The sequence below is a fragment of the Myxococcus sp. CA051A genome (assembly GCF_013336705.1).
In the GTDB taxonomy this organism is placed as follows: Bacteria; Myxococcota; Myxococcia; order Myxococcales; family Myxococcaceae; genus Myxococcus; species Myxococcus llanfairpwllgwyngyllgogerychwyrndrobwllllantysiliogogogochensis.
The window spans coordinates 1,251,763-1,265,118 of the sequence record NZ_JABUMS010000001.1 but is presented as its reverse complement, the minus strand read 5'-3'; the positions used below and the strand labels follow the sequence as shown (position 1 = coordinate 1,265,118).

Annotated in this window: 10 protein-coding genes; 6 read left to right on the top strand and 4 right to left on the bottom strand. The window is 69.2% G+C overall.

What is annotated here, in order from left to right; genetic code table 11:
• The first annotated feature begins 163 nt into the window (after positions 1 to 163).
• Complete coding sequence (locus tag HUA74_RS05135; protein ID WP_141644829.1) at positions 164 to 1,549, top strand: sigma 54-dependent Fis family transcriptional regulator; 1,386 nt, start codon at positions 164 to 166, stop codon at positions 1,547 to 1,549.
• A gap of 38 nt (positions 1,550 to 1,587) precedes the next feature.
• Positions 1,588 to 2,790: a hypothetical protein gene (locus HUA74_RS05130; RefSeq protein WP_141644803.1), complete on the top strand. Its 1,203-nt coding sequence runs from the start codon at positions 1,588 to 1,590 to the stop codon at positions 2,788 to 2,790.
• Positions 2,791 to 2,888: 98 nt separating this feature from the next.
• Here the strand turns inward: HUA74_RS05130 and smc are convergent, their stop codons facing one another.
• A complete protein-coding gene (gene smc, locus HUA74_RS05125; RefSeq protein WP_141644802.1) occupies positions 2,889 to 6,488 on the bottom strand; it encodes a chromosome segregation protein SMC in 3,600 nt (1,199 codons plus the stop codon).
• Between the two features lie 335 nt (positions 6,489 to 6,823).
• Here smc and HUA74_RS05120 point away from each other — a divergent pair, with 335 nt between their 5' ends.
• On the top strand, positions 6,824 to 7,534 hold the full coding sequence (locus HUA74_RS05120) for a hypothetical protein (RefSeq protein WP_371817194.1): 711 nt from the start codon (positions 6,824 to 6,826) through the stop codon (positions 7,532 to 7,534).
• A gap of 22 nt (positions 7,535 to 7,556) precedes the next feature.
• Here HUA74_RS05120 and HUA74_RS05115 read toward each other — a convergent pair whose 3' ends face one another.
• Together HUA74_RS05115 and HUA74_RS05110 are read right to left on the bottom strand one after the other, a co-directional pair.
• Positions 7,557 to 8,984: a hemolysin family protein gene (locus HUA74_RS05115; protein WP_174453591.1), complete on the bottom strand. Its 1,428-nt coding sequence runs from the start codon at positions 8,982 to 8,984 to the stop codon at positions 7,557 to 7,559.
• Between the two features lie 3 nt (positions 8,985 to 8,987).
• On the bottom strand, positions 8,988 to 9,803 hold the full coding sequence (locus HUA74_RS05110; protein ID WP_141644800.1) for a lipopolysaccharide assembly protein LapB: 816 nt from the start codon (positions 9,801 to 9,803) through the stop codon (positions 8,988 to 8,990).
• Positions 9,804 to 9,866: 63 nt separating this feature from the next.
• Here HUA74_RS05110 and HUA74_RS05105 point away from each other — a divergent pair, with 63 nt between their 5' ends.
• Positions 9,867 to 11,087 carry a CapA family protein gene (locus tag HUA74_RS05105; RefSeq protein WP_174453590.1) on the top strand — a complete coding sequence of 407 codons (1,221 nt, stop codon included), beginning with the start codon at positions 9,867 to 9,869 and terminating at the stop codon, positions 11,085 to 11,087.
• Positions 11,088 to 11,095: 8 nt separating this feature from the next.
• Here HUA74_RS05105 and HUA74_RS46360 read toward each other — a convergent pair whose 3' ends face one another.
• The gene (locus HUA74_RS46360) at positions 11,096 to 11,218 is read right to left on the bottom strand and encodes a hypothetical protein (RefSeq protein WP_013941470.1); all 123 of its coding nucleotides are present in this window, start codon (positions 11,216 to 11,218) and stop codon (positions 11,096 to 11,098) included.
• 161 nt (positions 11,219 to 11,379) lie between these two features.
• On the opposite strand from HUA74_RS46360, the gene prfA reads away from it, so the two are divergent.
• Together prfA and prmC are read left to right on the top strand one after the other, a co-directional pair.
• A complete protein-coding gene (gene prfA, locus HUA74_RS05100; protein ID WP_141646539.1) occupies positions 11,380 to 12,471 on the top strand; it encodes a peptide chain release factor 1 in 1,092 nt (363 codons plus the stop codon).
• Positions 12,468 to 13,349 (top strand): peptide chain release factor N(5)-glutamine methyltransferase, encoded by an 882-nt coding sequence (gene prmC, locus HUA74_RS05095; RefSeq protein WP_174453589.1) that lies wholly within the window; start codon positions 12,468 to 12,470, stop codon positions 13,347 to 13,349. Before prfA ends, prmC begins: the two co-directional genes overlap by 4 nt.
• Positions 13,350 to 13,356 lie beyond the last annotated feature (7 nt).

Here is a 13,356-nt window from a genome sequence, read left to right as displayed (position 1 = left end):
CGCCCCGGTCCACGCGCACGGGGCGCTCCTTCCGAGGAAGGCTGACGTGCAACAGCCTTCCGGGAAGATTCTTCCACTCATGCTGCCCTGACCAGTTCGGGCACGAGCACATGGTGCGTCGGGCTTGCCCGCCCGGTCCCCTCGCACCTAAAGAGGACCCATGATGGAGCCCAGGCCCGAGGTCACCCAGACCACCCAGACGGACAAAGAAGAAGGCCGCACCACCCGCATCCCCATTCACGAATGGACCGTGGAGGTGGTGTCTGGCCCCGACAAGGGCAAGAAGGTGACGACCCAGGATGGCTTGGTACGCGTGGGCTCGGACCCCGCAAGCGACCTGGTGCTGACGGACACCACGGTGAGCCGCCGTCACCTCGAGGTGGAGCGCACGCCGCGAGGCCTCCTGCTGCGCGACACCGGCAGTCGCAACGGCACCTTCCTCGACGGGCGACAGGTGCTTCAGGCGTACCTGGGCCGCGGAGACAAGGTCGAGCTCGGCAAGACGAAGCTGGCCGTGAAGGTGGCGGCGAAGCCCACCGAGGTGGAGCTCGCGGGCGCCGAGTCCTTCGGCGCGCTGGTGGGCTCCTCGGAGAAGATGCGGTGGGTCTTCACGGAGCTGCGGCGCGTGGCCCGCGAGGACATGAGCCTGCTCATCGAGGGCGAGACGGGCACCGGCAAGGAGCTGGCGGCGCGCGCGGTGCATCAGCACTCGTCGCGGCGGCATGGCCCGTTCAAGGTCGTCGACTGCAACCTCATCTCCGAGGAGAAGGCGGAGCGGGAGCTGTTCGGCGGTCTGCGCGCGAGCGACCCGGAGGACAAGGAGGCGCGCGGCGTCTTCGAGGCCGCCCGGGGAGGGACGCTCTTCCTGGATGAGGTCGGCGAGCTGCCGCTGATGGTGCAGGGCAAGCTGTTGCGCGTGCTGGACGCGCGCGAGGTGCCCTCGCTGGACGGCCAGCCCGTGCCGGTGGACGTGCGAGTCATCGCCTCCACGCACCGCAACCTGGAGGAGGACGTGCGCCAGGGCCGCTTCCGCGCGGACCTGTACTTCCGCCTCGCTGTCGCGCGCGTGCGCCTGCCGCCCCTGCGCACCCGCCGCGAGGACCTGCCCTCGCTGGCGCAGGCCCTGTCGCAGACGTTGCGCGCCAGCGTGACGCTGACGCCCCAGACGCTCGCGCTCTTCGAGGGCTATGACTGGCCGGGCAACGTGCGCGAGCTGCGCAACGTGCTCGAGCGCGGCGCGCTGATGGAGGAGACGGGCAACACCAGCTGGCTGGACTTCCTCGCCCAGCCCTCGCGCCGCCCGGAGGGTCAGCCGCCCGGCACCCACGTGGCCACGCTCGTCACCGGCATGCCGTACCACGAGGCGAAGGACAGGGTGCTGGCCGACTTCGAGCGCCTCTACTTCGCCGAGGTGATGCGCACGGTGGGCTTCGACATGAAGGCCGCCGAGCAGCGCACCGGGCTGTCCATGCAGAGCCTCTATCGTCTGCTCAAGAAGAACGGGCTTCGCCTCAAGGACCTCAAGAACGCCGAGGGCCTGGAGAAGTGAGTGCCCCCTCGCAGTTCCACCCCATGGAGAACAACCGCATGTTGCGTCGTCTCGTCGTAGCCTCCGTCGTCTTCACCGCCGCCTGCGCCGGTCAGCAGAAGCCCGCCGAGAGCGCCGACACGGCCGCCAAGCCGCAGACCACCGAGGAGCGCGTGCGCATTGGCAACCAGCCCGCGTTCGACGTGGCCACCTGCTTCCCGCGCGAGCTGACCCTGCCGGCGTCCAATCAGGGCGTGCTGGTGGGCGCCATGCTCACCACCCGGCCGGAAGTACTCGAGTGCCTCGTGTCCCCGCAGAACCGGGGCCCCGCCGAGAAGACGGTGGCGACGGTGAAGACCACCGTGACGGACGCGGGCGGCACCCACACCATCACCGGTGAGAACCTCACCCCCACGGGCACGCAGTGCATCCAGGCCGTGGTGGACAAGCTCGTCCAGCCCAAGCCCCTGGCCAAGGGCGCCCAGCCGCTGGAGTCCACGGCGACCTTCGAGCACGACACCACGGCCAGCGCCACGGTGAAGTTCGGCGTCAACGACGGCTCGGACTTCTCCGGCGCCGTCCGCCTGGCCCAGCAGGGCTGGTGCGACTGCTACGCCACCTACAAGGCGCAGACGCCGCCGGTGCTGACGTCCCACATGACGCTCACCAAGGGCCAGCCCGTCGCCGAGGTGACGTTCGACGCCTCCGGCAGCACCGAGGGTGACCAGCTCGCCGCGTGCCTCAAGACGAAGATTGTCGCCGTGCCCGCGAAGCTGTCCACGGACAAGCTCAGCTACCCGCACCGCTTCGTCCACTTCAACTCCGGAGCCACCGAGGCCGCCAGCGCCCTGCCCCCCCAGCTGCGCTTCTTCCAGTTGGAGGTCGTCCGCAACCAGCGCGCGGCGGACGCGGCCATCGCCTTCGGCGCCCGCGCCGCGGCGGCCGAGTCGTTCGAGGCCGTGGTGGCGAAGTACCAGAAGACCAAGGACTACAAGCTGTTCGACGAGCTGGCCGGCAAGTGCAACGCCCTGGTGGAGGCCGCGCAGGGCTGGGTGAAGGCGCTGGAGGCCCAGCAGGCCGTGGACCAGGCCTCCGTGGCGTTGGTGCAGGAGCTGAAGACGACGGACGCCGAGGGTTGGACGCCGGTGGAGACGGCCAGCCAGACGGCGCTGACCAACACCCAGAAGGACCTGACGGCCGCCCAGGCCCGCGCGGACGCGGACCAGAAGGCGTGCCCGAAGAAGTCCTACAAGGGCAAGTAGTCAGTAAGCAGTCCCCCAGCGGGGCTGAAACGCACGAAGGCGCGGGACCCGAACTTCCGGGACCCGCGCCTTCTGTGTTTCCAGCGTCGTGAGGACGACTACGCGCTGATCTTGTCGTCGTTGGCCGCGCTGGCCTCGCTGATGCGCACGCTGACGAGCTTGGAGATGCCCGGCTCCTCCATGGTGACACCGTAGAGGGTGTTGGAGACCTCCATGGTCCGCTTGTTGTGGGTGATGAGGATGAACTGCGACTGGCTGCTCATCTCCTTCACCATGTCGTTGTAGCGGCCCACGTTGCCCTCATCCAGCGGCGCGTCGACCTCGTCCAGGAGGCAGAAGGGCGTGGGCTTGATGAGGAAGATGCCGAAGATGAGGCCCACGGCGGTGAGGGCCTTCTCTCCACCGGAGAGCAGGTTGACGCTCTGCAGCTTCTTGCCCGGCGGCTGGGCGACGATTTCCACGCCCGGCTCGCCATTGGGGCCGTCGTTGGTGAGGACCAGGCTGGCGCGCCCACCGCCGAACAGGCGGGGGAAGATGGCCTGGAACTTCTCGTTCACCACGTCGAAGGTCTGCTTGAAGCGCTCGCGGCTGGTGGCGTCGATGCGGGTGATTGCCTCGCGCAGCTGACCCATGGAGGCCTGGAGGTCCGTCTTCTGCGCGATGAGGAAGTCGAAGCGCTTGGACAGCTCCGCGTGCTCGTCGATGGCGGTGAGGTTGATCTCCCCCATCTTCTCCACCTGGGCGCGCAGGTCCTTCAGCTCCGCCTCCGTCTCCGGCGCCAGGGAAGGCAGCAGGTGGTAGCGGTGCAGCTCCAGCGCGAGGTCCACTTGGTGCCGCTCGCGGATGCCGGCCGACAGGTGCTCCAGCTCCAGGGCAATCTCGCGCTCGCGCAGCGAAATCTGCGACAGCCCCTGCATCAGCTCCTCCACCCGACCGCGCAGCTCGCGGAACTGGGCGTCCTGCTCCCGCACCTCTGTCGAGGCCGTGGTGTGCGCGGTGCGCCGCGTCTCCAGGCCCTCCGCGGCCACGCGGTGCTCTTCCACGCGCTGGGCCAGCCCCGCTTCCGTCTCCGCCGTGCGCCGCGCCAGCTCCTCCGTGCGCGTGCCACCCTCGGCCAGCGTCGCCTGGAGGCGCGCCACGCGCGTCTCCATCTCCCGGCGCTGCGTCACCAGGCTGTCCAGCTCCTTGCGCGCGGACTCGCCGCGCTCGCTGCCCGCGGCGACCTTGATGCGCAGGCCCGTCAGCTCGCCATTGGCGGACTCGGAGCGCTGACGCAGCGACTCCTGCTCGGAGGAGAGCTGCCGGACGCGCTCCTCGCGCGACTCCCGGTCCGTCTGACCGTGGGCCACCTCGCCCCGGCTCGTCTCCTCCTCGTTCGCCAGCGCCATGTGGCTCTGACCCAGCTGCCCGTCCTCCAGCTCCTGGGCCCGGAGGCGCTCGCGCACCTTCGCCAGGTCCTCGCCCGCCTTGTGCAGGTCCTTCTCCTGGCTGGCGAGGTTCACCTCCTCGGCGTGCTGGTTCTTCGCCAGCCCCTTGAGGACGCCCTCGGTGTGCCCCATCTGCTTCTGGAGCGTGTAGTGCCGGGTGAGGATTTCGTTGTAGCGCTCCTCGACCCGGGCCACCTCGGTGGCCAGCTCGGCGATTTCACGCTTCTTCTGGAGCGCGCCCACCGCCGCGCCCTCGCGCTCGCCGCCGACAATCGTCCCGTCCGAGCGGAAGACCTCGCCCTCCTGGGTGACGAGCGTGCACTGGGGGCCACCGGCCTCCGAGTACGCACGCGCCGACGCCAGGTCCTGGACGATGACCACGTCTCCCAGCAGCATCCGCACCACGGGCGCCAGGGCCTCCTCGCACGTCACCTCGCGCAGCGCGTGGGCCAGCACACCCGGGCGCTCGAAGTCCGGCTCCAGCACGGGCTGCAGGGTGTCCAGCATGGGCACGGGCAGGAAGCTGCCGCGGCCCTCCGCGTGGCCCTTGAGGTACTCCACCAGCTCCACGCCCTTGTCGCGGCTCTCCACGATGACGTGCTGGAGCCGCTCACCCAGGGCCGCTTCCACGGCGCGCTCGTAGCGCTGGGTGACGGTGAGCACGTCCGCCACGAGGCCGAAGATGCCCTGCTCCCGGGCCACCGTGCCGGCGCGCATCATCACCGCGCGCACGCCCCGGTCGAACCCGTCGTAGTTCTTCTGGATGTCCTCCAGGGACGACAGGCGGCTGCGCTTGTCGCTCAGCTCCTCGCGCAGCGCGATGACCTGGATTTCGTTCTCCGTGAAGGTCGCGCGCGTGCGGGTGAGGGCCTCTTCCTCCTGCCCCTTGCGCTCGGCGAGCTCCGCGGCGAGGTGCCGGGTGTCCTCCACCCGCTTCGCCACGTCGCCGCGCACCGACTCCAGCTCCGTCTCCTGCGCGCGCAGCCCGTCCAGCTCCGCCTGGAGCCTGGCCCGGCGCGCTTCCAGGTCCGTGCGCTGACGGGCCAGGTTGACCAGGTTGCTCTCGTGGTTGGCCAGTCGGGTGGCCACCGCCACCAGCCCGGCGCGCTCCTGCTCCAGCCGCAGGGCGACCTCCGTCTGGAGGTGGTTGACGCGGCGCAGCTCCTCCTGCGCCACCTGCATCGCCACCTCGTCCTCCTTCCACGAGCCGGCGATGCCGGACAGCTCCGCCTCGCGGGCGGCCATGGCGTCGGACATCTCCGCCTGCCGGGCCAGCAGCCCGTCCAGCTCCGCCCGGGCCTGCATCACGCGGCTGTTCGTCTCGTCGTAGTCACGGCGGCCGTAGGCCAGCTCCTGCGTGTCGCGCTGCACGGAGCTTTCGAGCGCGTGCACCTCCGCGGCCAGCGTCTGGAGGGCGGCGGCCTCCGCGTCCAGCTCCGCGCGGCGCCGGGTGATGGCCTCCTCCAGCTCCTTCACCCGGTCCAGGCTCTCTCGCTCCTCGGAGCCCAGGTTCTGCAGGCGCGACTGGAGGACCTGCTTCTCCGCCAGCAGCTCCAGGTGGCGGTGGCTGGCCGCGTGCAGGTCGATGTCCCGCATGCGCTGCTTGAGTTTCTTGTACTTCTCCGCCTTCTTCGCCTGGCGGGACAGCGCGTCCAGCCGCTTCTCCAGCTCGCTGGTGATGTCCGTCACGCGCAGGAGGTTGGCCTCGGTGGCCTCCATCTTCCGCTCGGCGGCCTTGCGGCGGGCCTTGTACTTGGTGACGCCCGCGGCCTCCTCCAGCAGGTGGCGCCGGTCCTCCGGCTTGCTGGAGACGATGAGGCCCACGCGGCCCTGCTCGATGATGGAGTAGGCCTTGGTGCCCACGCCCGTGCCGAGGAACAGCTCGGTGATATCCAGCAGCCGGCACAGCGTCTTGTTGATGAGGTACTCCGAGTCCCCGTTGCGGAACAGGCGCCGCGTGACGGTGATCTCCGAGTAGCCCTGGTACTGGGGCGACAGCTGGTCCGTGTCATCCACCAGGAAGGTGAGCGACACCTCCGCCATGGACAGGGGCGGCTTGTTCTCCGAGCCGTTGAAGATGACGTCCTCCATGCCACGGCCACGGAGGTTCTTCGCGCTCTGCTCACCCATCACCCAGCGGATGGCGTCCACGACGTTGGACTTTCCACAGCCGTTCGGGCCGACGATGCCGGTGACGCCCTCGTCGAAAGTGAAGACGCTCCGCTCCATGAACGACTTGAAGCCGGTGATGTCCAACCGCTTGATACGCATGCCAGCGGGCTCCTGGAAGAGGCGCGAGGTACGAGGTGAAAAGTGAGCGCGAGGCCGAAAAATCGGCCTCGGAACGATCAGCAGGAGTACCAGCCGCCATCCAGGCGATCAAGCGTGACCATGCCACGCGTGGCCATACGTTCGGCTGCTTGCCCTTCAAACGGGCCAGAGGCGGGCAGGAGGGTCCTCTCTTGGACTTGCGCCCTGGCCGCCCCACCCTACCTTCCCATTGACATTCCTGGAGGTTGCGTACGTACCAGCCCTTTCTTGCCCTGACGCTCCTCATGGGAGCGTCCCCTACGCCGGAGGTAACACCCCGGTCTGACACGCAGGCGGTGGAAGCCCCGGCCCCCTGCCCCCACCCGTATTTCCCGCTGGAGGAAGGGCTGACGCTCACCTACCGGGCGGGCAAGTCGTCGCAGATGGTCATCAGCACCCACGGCGTGACACCCACACCCGAGGGGCTGCGCGGCAAGGTCGCCGTGAAGCTCAAGGGCCGCCAGGGCGAGACGGACGCCACCTGCACCGCCGAGGGCATGAGCACGGGCCTGGGCGGCCTGGAAGGCACGCTGCTGTCCGCGTCCGGCATGGATGTGCAGGTGGTGAGCTCGGAAGGCATGGCGGTGCCCGCGCTGACGAGCATGGTGCCCGGCGGCTCGTGGAAGAACAGCCTGTCGGTGAAGCTCCAGCCCCCCGCGGGCAAGACGGGCGGCATCCGGCCCATCATCGCCACCACGTTCGAAAAGGAGTCGACCGTCGTGGGCGAGGAGGAGGTCACCGTGGCCGCCGGCACGTTCAAGGCGCTGAAGGTGAAGAACATCGTCACCGCGCGCGCCAGCCGCCCTGGCTCCGAGGGCCGCTCCATGGAGAGCTATGTCTGGTTCGCGCCGGGCGTGGGCATCCTCAAGTTCGCCACGGCGGAGAGCACGGACCTGGAATTGCTCAAGGTGGAGCGTCCCCAGCCCGTGCAGGCCAAGTCCTCCAGCAAGGCGCGCCGGCCCGTGAAGAAGGCCGCGGCCGACAAGAAGGTGCCCTCGGCGCCCTGACCCCGGCGGCCGGGGCGGACAGCTAGGTGGACTCGCCGCCCGACGACGAGGCGGGGGGTATCTCTCCTGGAGCGCCCTGCGACGGCTCTCCCGGGCCGGACGAGGACGACGACTCCGTGGCCGAGCGAGGGGCGGCGCGGGACTGGGGCTCCACCGTCACGCGCACCACGCGGGGGCCGTCCACCTCCTCCACCAGGATTCGCCACATATCCAGCCGCAGCGAGTCCCCCTTCTCCGGGACGCGCCCCAGCTTCGCCATCAGGAAGCCGGCAATCGTCGTCACCTCGCCCTCTTCGTCCTCATCGAGGTCGAAGCTGACGTCGAGCCGCTCCTCCAGGTCATCCAACTGCGCCGTGCCGGGAAGCTCGAAGCGCCCGCCCGGCAGCGAGCGGACCTCGTCCACCCGCCGGCCCAGCTCCGCCACGTCGCCCACGACTTCGGCCACCACGTCCGCGATCGTCACCAGGCCCGACGTGCCGCCGTGCTCGTCGACGACAAGGGCCGTCTGACGACGGCGGCGGCGGAACTCCGCGAGCAATTGCTCCAGCGTCGCGTTCTCCGGGATGAAGAGCACCGGCCGCTGCACCTGCGCCAGGCTGCGCAGCTCGCCGCGAGACAGGAGGAAGAAGAGGTCCTTGGCGTTCACCACGCCCTCCACCTCGTCCAGGTTGCCCCGGCACACCGGCAGCCACGTGTGCCCCGCGGCGCGCGCGTCCGCGATGCACTTCTCCAGCGGCTCCTCCACGTCCAGGAACTTCACCTGGTTTCGCGGCACCATCACCTGCCGCGCCGTCTTCTGCGCCATCTCCAGCGCGCGCTCCAAAAGCTCCGCGCGCGCCGTCGTAATCGCCCCCGCCTGCGCGGAGCTGTGGAGGATGACGCGCAGCTCGTCCTCGCTGTGCGCCTCGTGCGCCTCTCCCACGGAATGGAGGCCGAAGATGCGCAGCACCCAGGCCGCCAGCCCGTTGAGCAGGATGATGGCCGGATAGAACAGGAAGTAGAACGCCCGCATCGGCAGCGCCACGGCCAGCGTGGTCGCCTCCGCGCGCTGAATCGCCAGGCTCTTGGGCGCCAGCTCTCCCAGGACGATGTGCAGGAAGGTGATGATGCTGAAGCCGATGACCACCGACACGGTGTGGGCCAGCGTGGGGCTCGCGCCCTCGGGAACCAGCCGCGTCAGCACGGGCTCCAGGAGCTTCGCGAAGGCGGGCTCACCCAGCCAGCCCAGGCCCAGCGAGGCCAGCGTGATTCCGAACTGCGTGGCGGACAGGTACGCGTCCAGCTTCTCCACCATCCGCAGCGCCTGCGCGGCGCCCGGCGTGCCCTCGTCCACGAGCGACTGCAGGCGCGTGGCGCGAATCTTCACGATGGCGAACTCGGTCGCCACGAAGAAGCCGTTGGCGAAGACCAGGAGGATCGCCAGCCCCAGGAACACCCATTCCATTCCCATGGCTCAGAACAAGGCGTCGAAGTCGGCGTCGCCCTTGAGCGCGTCGAACATGGGGTCCGTGGACAGCCACCCCATCACCTTCTGACGGTCCGCCGTGAGCGCCGCCTTCAGGTACTGCACCGCGTCCTTCGGCCTGCCCCACAGGGCGTACAGCGCCGACAGGTTGTAGTTGAGCAGCAGGTCCTCCGCGTTCAGCGCGCGAGCCCGCTCATACGCGCGCTCGGCCTCCGCGTAGAAGCCCTTCTGCGCGTAGCAGATGCCCAAATCGAGCTGCGCCTCGAAGTTGTCCGGCTCCAGCCGCACCACGTCCTTCAGCAACGTAATCGCCGAGCGGTAGTCCCCCTCGTCCATCATCAGCGCCGCCAGCTCGTGCCGGGGGAACGCGTCCTGGGGGTCCAGCTCGATGGCCGCCTGCAGCTCGCGCATCGCCTCTTCCACCCGCCCCTGGTCCGCGTACGTGAGGCCCAGGTTGAGGTGCGCGTCCGGGTACTCCGGATCCAACTCGATGGCTTCCTTGTACTCCTCCACCGCCATCTCCCCGGCATGCGTGGAGAGGAAGCAAGCCAGGTTGTAGTGCGCCGTGGCGCTCTCCGGCTCCAGCTTCAGGGCGGTGAGGTACTCGGTGAGGGCCTCGCGGAAGAGCTTCTTCTCCGCGTAGACGGTGGCCAGGTTGTCGTGCGCGTGCGCCGAACTCGGGTCCAGGTCGATGGCCTTCTTGAACTCCTTGATGGCCTCATCGAGCCAACCCCGGTCCGCCAGCTCGATTCCGCGAGTGTTGTGCTCGTCGGAGAGCGCGATGTTGTCCTTTTCCCGGGCCATGAGAGCGCCGGGCAATCTACGCGTCGCGCAACAAAGGGTGCAAGGTAGAGTTTCCCTCCGTCCATGCGCCACGCCGCCCTCCTGCTCTTCCTGTTCTCCGCCTGTCATCCCCGGCCCGCCCCCGTGGCGGAGGCCCCTCCCCCCTCCGTGGAGCCCCGTTCTCCAGAGGACGCAGGGCCTCCCGAAAGCCGGGAAGCGACCGATCCACTGGCCGGCCTCCCGGACGCCGGGCCCCCCGTTCGCCCCATCACCCTGGTGGTCGGCGGGGACGTGACGCTGGGTCACAACCACCAGAAGTACTTCGACGACCAGGTGGCCAAGGGCCGCTCCCGCGAGGAGATGCTCGCCTACGGCTTCAAGGAGGTCCGGGCCCTGGGTGACGCGGCCGACCTCTTCGTCGTCAACCTGGAGTGCCCCTTCACCGAGGGCGGCGAGAAGCTGGCCAAGAACTTCAACTTCCGCGCCCGGCCGGAGCTGGTGGGAGCGCTCGTCGCCGGCGGCGTGGACGTCGTCAGCCTGGCCAACAACCACCTCATGGACTACGGCGCCCAGGGGCTGGTGGACACGCTGGTGACGCTGGAGGCCGCCCGAATCCCCTACTTCGGCGCGGGCAGGACGCTCGCCGAGGCGCGCCGCCCCGCTGTCATCACCGTGGGCGGCGTGAAAGTGGCCCTCCTGGGGTACTTCTTCCTGGGCGAGCGAAACATCGAGCCGCCAGAGGTCTACGCCACGGAGACGACGCCCGGGGTCGCCGGCCACTTCTCCGACGTGGACGTGATGGAGCGCATGCTGCGCGAGGACATCCTCGCCGCGAAGCATCAGGCGGACGTGGTGCTGCCCTTCTTCCACTGGGGCCGCGAGGGCACCTACGTGCCGGAGCCCTACCAGGTGCGACTGGCCCACGCCGCCATCGACGCGGGCGCGGCGGGCGTGCTGGGCAGCCACCCCCACGTGCTCCAGGCGATGGAGCTGCACCGGGGGGCGCCCGTCGTCTACTCGCTGGGCAACTTCGTCTTCGGAGGCAACTGGAACCCGCGCGACAAGCGGGGCGCCCTGTGGAAGGGCCGCTTCGGTCCGGGGGGCTACCTCTCCAGCGAGGTCTTGCCGCTGCGCACGGACCGCTTCCCGGAGCTCCCCTTCCAGCCCGTGCCCGTCACCGGGGAGGCAGCCGAGGAGGTGCTGCGACTGCTGGCCAACAGCTCTTCGGGGGTGGAGCGGATGCTCCCCGAGCTGGAGCCGTGGGCAAGGCCGTCTCCCTCCCCCGCGACTGGCGGGAGGGAGTAACCGGAGCGTCAGACCTTGTTGTTGGACTGGCCCTTCTTGGCGCGGCTACGGCGGCGCTTCAGCTGGGCCTTCCGGCCCTTGGCACGGTTGGCGACCTTCTTCTTGGAACGATTTCCCTTCTGGGCGGGCATGTGGAAGGACTCCGTGTGGTGATGTGAAACCGACCGCCAAGTGGATCCGGCGGTGAGGGCGGCCCTTCTTTCATGCTACCGCCCGAGCGGCCAAGGAATTTCTTGACTCCGTCCTCCCTTGCCAGCAGCCGGACAAAGGGGCAATACCCCCTGGAACGACGATGATTGACAAACTTGAAGACGTCGAGCGCCGGTTCGAACGCCTCACCGCGGACCTGTCGAACCCCGACGTCCTCGCCGACTCGGCGAGGCTTCAGAAGGTCTCCAAGGAGCGGGCGGGCCTGGAGAAGCTGGTGGACACGTTCCGCACGTACCGCCAGGTGCTCGCCGACCTCAAGGAAGTGGATGTGTGGCTCGACGCCGGCAGCGCCGACGAGAAGAGCTATGCGCGCGAGGCCCTGCCCGGACTGAAGGAGCAGCGCGACAGCCTGGAGAGCAGCCTCAAGCTGTTGCTCCTGCCCAAGGATCCAAATGACGAGAAGAACGTCATCCTGGAGATTCGCGCGGGCGCGGGCGGCGACGAGGCGGCGCTGTTCGCGGAGGAGGTCATGCAGATGTACCTCCGGTACGCGGATCAGCGGGGCTGGAAGTCGGACATCATCGACATGAGCGCTGGCAACGCGGGCGGGGTGAAGGACGCCACCGTGACGCTGTCCGGCGACGCCGTCTTCAGCAACCTGAAGTACGAATCCGGCGTGCACCGCGTCCAGCGCGTGCCCGCGACGGAGACGCAGGGCCGCATCCACACCTCCACCATCACCGTGGCCGTCATGCCGGAGGCGGAGGAAGTGGACGTGAAGCTCAACGAGGCGGACATCGACCGCCAGGCGATGCGCTCCACCGGCGCGGGCGGGCAGAGCGTCAACACCACGGACTCCGCGGTGCGCCTCACCCACCGGCCCACGGGCATCGTCGTGAAGTGCCAGCAGGAGAAGAGCCAGCTGAAGAACTACAACATGGCCCTTCGCATGCTGCGCGCGAAGATCTACGAGATGGAGCAGGAGCGCATCCGCGCCGAGCGCGACTCCACGCGCCGCTCGCAGGTGGGCACCGGCGACCGCAGCGAGAAGATCCGCACCTACAACTTCCCGCAGGACCGGCTGACGGACCACCGCATCGGCCTCACGGTGCACAACCTGCCCGCCGTGATGATGGGCGACATCGAGGACATCATCACCGCCTGTCGGACCTTCTACCAGGCGGAGGCGCTCAAGGCTCAGATGGGCGGCCCGAGGCCCCAGTCCGAAGCATGAGCAGCGAGACCTGGACCATCCGCAAGGTCCTCACCTGGACGACACAGCACTTCGAGAAGCGGCAGGTGGATGCGCCGCGACTCACGGCGGAAATCCTCCTGTCGCACGTGCTGAAGACGGGGCGCGTGCGGCTGTACGTGGACCTGGACCGCCCCCTGTCCAAGGAGGAGCTGACCGCCTTCCGCGCGCTGATTGAACGGCGCCTGGCGGGAGAGCCCACGCAGTACCTCACGGGTACGCGCGAGTTCTACAACCGCGCCTTCAAGGTGGACGCCCGCGTCCTCATCCCCCGGCCGGAGACGGAGCTGCTCGTCCAGGCGGCCCTGCGCGTGCTGCCGAAGGACTCGCCTGCTCGCGCGCTCGACGTGTGCACGGGTTCCGGTTGCATCGCCATCAGCCTCGCCGCCGAGCGCCCCCAGCTCGCCGTGACGGCCACGGACCTGTCTCCGGATGCGTGCGCACTGGCGCGTGAGAACGCGGAGACGCTCAAGGTCTCCGAGCGGGTGACGGTGCTCCAGGGAGACCTGTTCTCCCCGCTGCCCGCCGACGCGAGCTTCCACGTCATCGTCTCCAATCCTCCCTACATCGCCTCGCACGAGATTCCCGGCCTGTCCGCGGAGGTGCGGCGCGAGCCCAGGCTGGCGCTCGACGGCGGGAAGGACGGCCTGGTCGCCCTCCGGCGGGTGGTGACGGAGGCGCGCAAGTGGCTGGAGCCTGGCGGCCTCCTTGCATTGGAGATGGGTGAGACGCAGGGCGCCGCGGTCCTGGAGCTGCTGCGCGCGGCCGGTTACGAGGACGCGCGGGTGGAGAAGGACCTGGAGCGGCGGGAGCGCATGGCATTTGGGACACAGCCCGCGGCCAGCGGGCCACAGGGCTGAGGGCCGG

Excerpts from the sequence above, each read along its gene's own strand:
- HUA74_RS46360 (WP_013941470.1), bottom strand. The coding sequence starts at position 11,218 with ATGCCCGCCCAGAAGGGAAATCGTTCCAAGAAGAAGGTCGCCAACCGT.
- prfA (WP_141646539.1), top strand. The coding sequence starts at position 11,380 with ATGATTGACAAACTTGAAGACGTCGAGCGCCGGTTCGAACGCCTCACC.
- HUA74_RS05135 (WP_141644829.1), top strand. The coding sequence starts at position 164 with ATGGAGCCCAGGCCCGAGGTCACCCAGACCACCCAGACGGACAAAGAA.
- smc (WP_141644802.1), bottom strand. The coding sequence starts at position 6,488 with ATGCGTATCAAGCGGTTGGACATCACCGGCTTCAAGTCGTTCATGGAG.
- HUA74_RS05115 (WP_174453591.1), bottom strand. The coding sequence starts at position 8,984 with ATGGGAATGGAATGGGTGTTCCTGGGGCTGGCGATCCTCCTGGTCTTC.
- prmC (WP_174453589.1), top strand. The coding sequence starts at position 12,468 with ATGAGCAGCGAGACCTGGACCATCCGCAAGGTCCTCACCTGGACGACA.
- HUA74_RS05130 (WP_141644803.1), top strand. The coding sequence starts at position 1,588 with ATGTTGCGTCGTCTCGTCGTAGCCTCCGTCGTCTTCACCGCCGCCTGC.
- HUA74_RS05110 (WP_141644800.1), bottom strand. The coding sequence starts at position 9,803 with ATGGCCCGGGAAAAGGACAACATCGCGCTCTCCGACGAGCACAACACT.
- HUA74_RS05105 (WP_174453590.1), top strand. The coding sequence starts at position 9,867 with ATGCGCCACGCCGCCCTCCTGCTCTTCCTGTTCTCCGCCTGTCATCCC.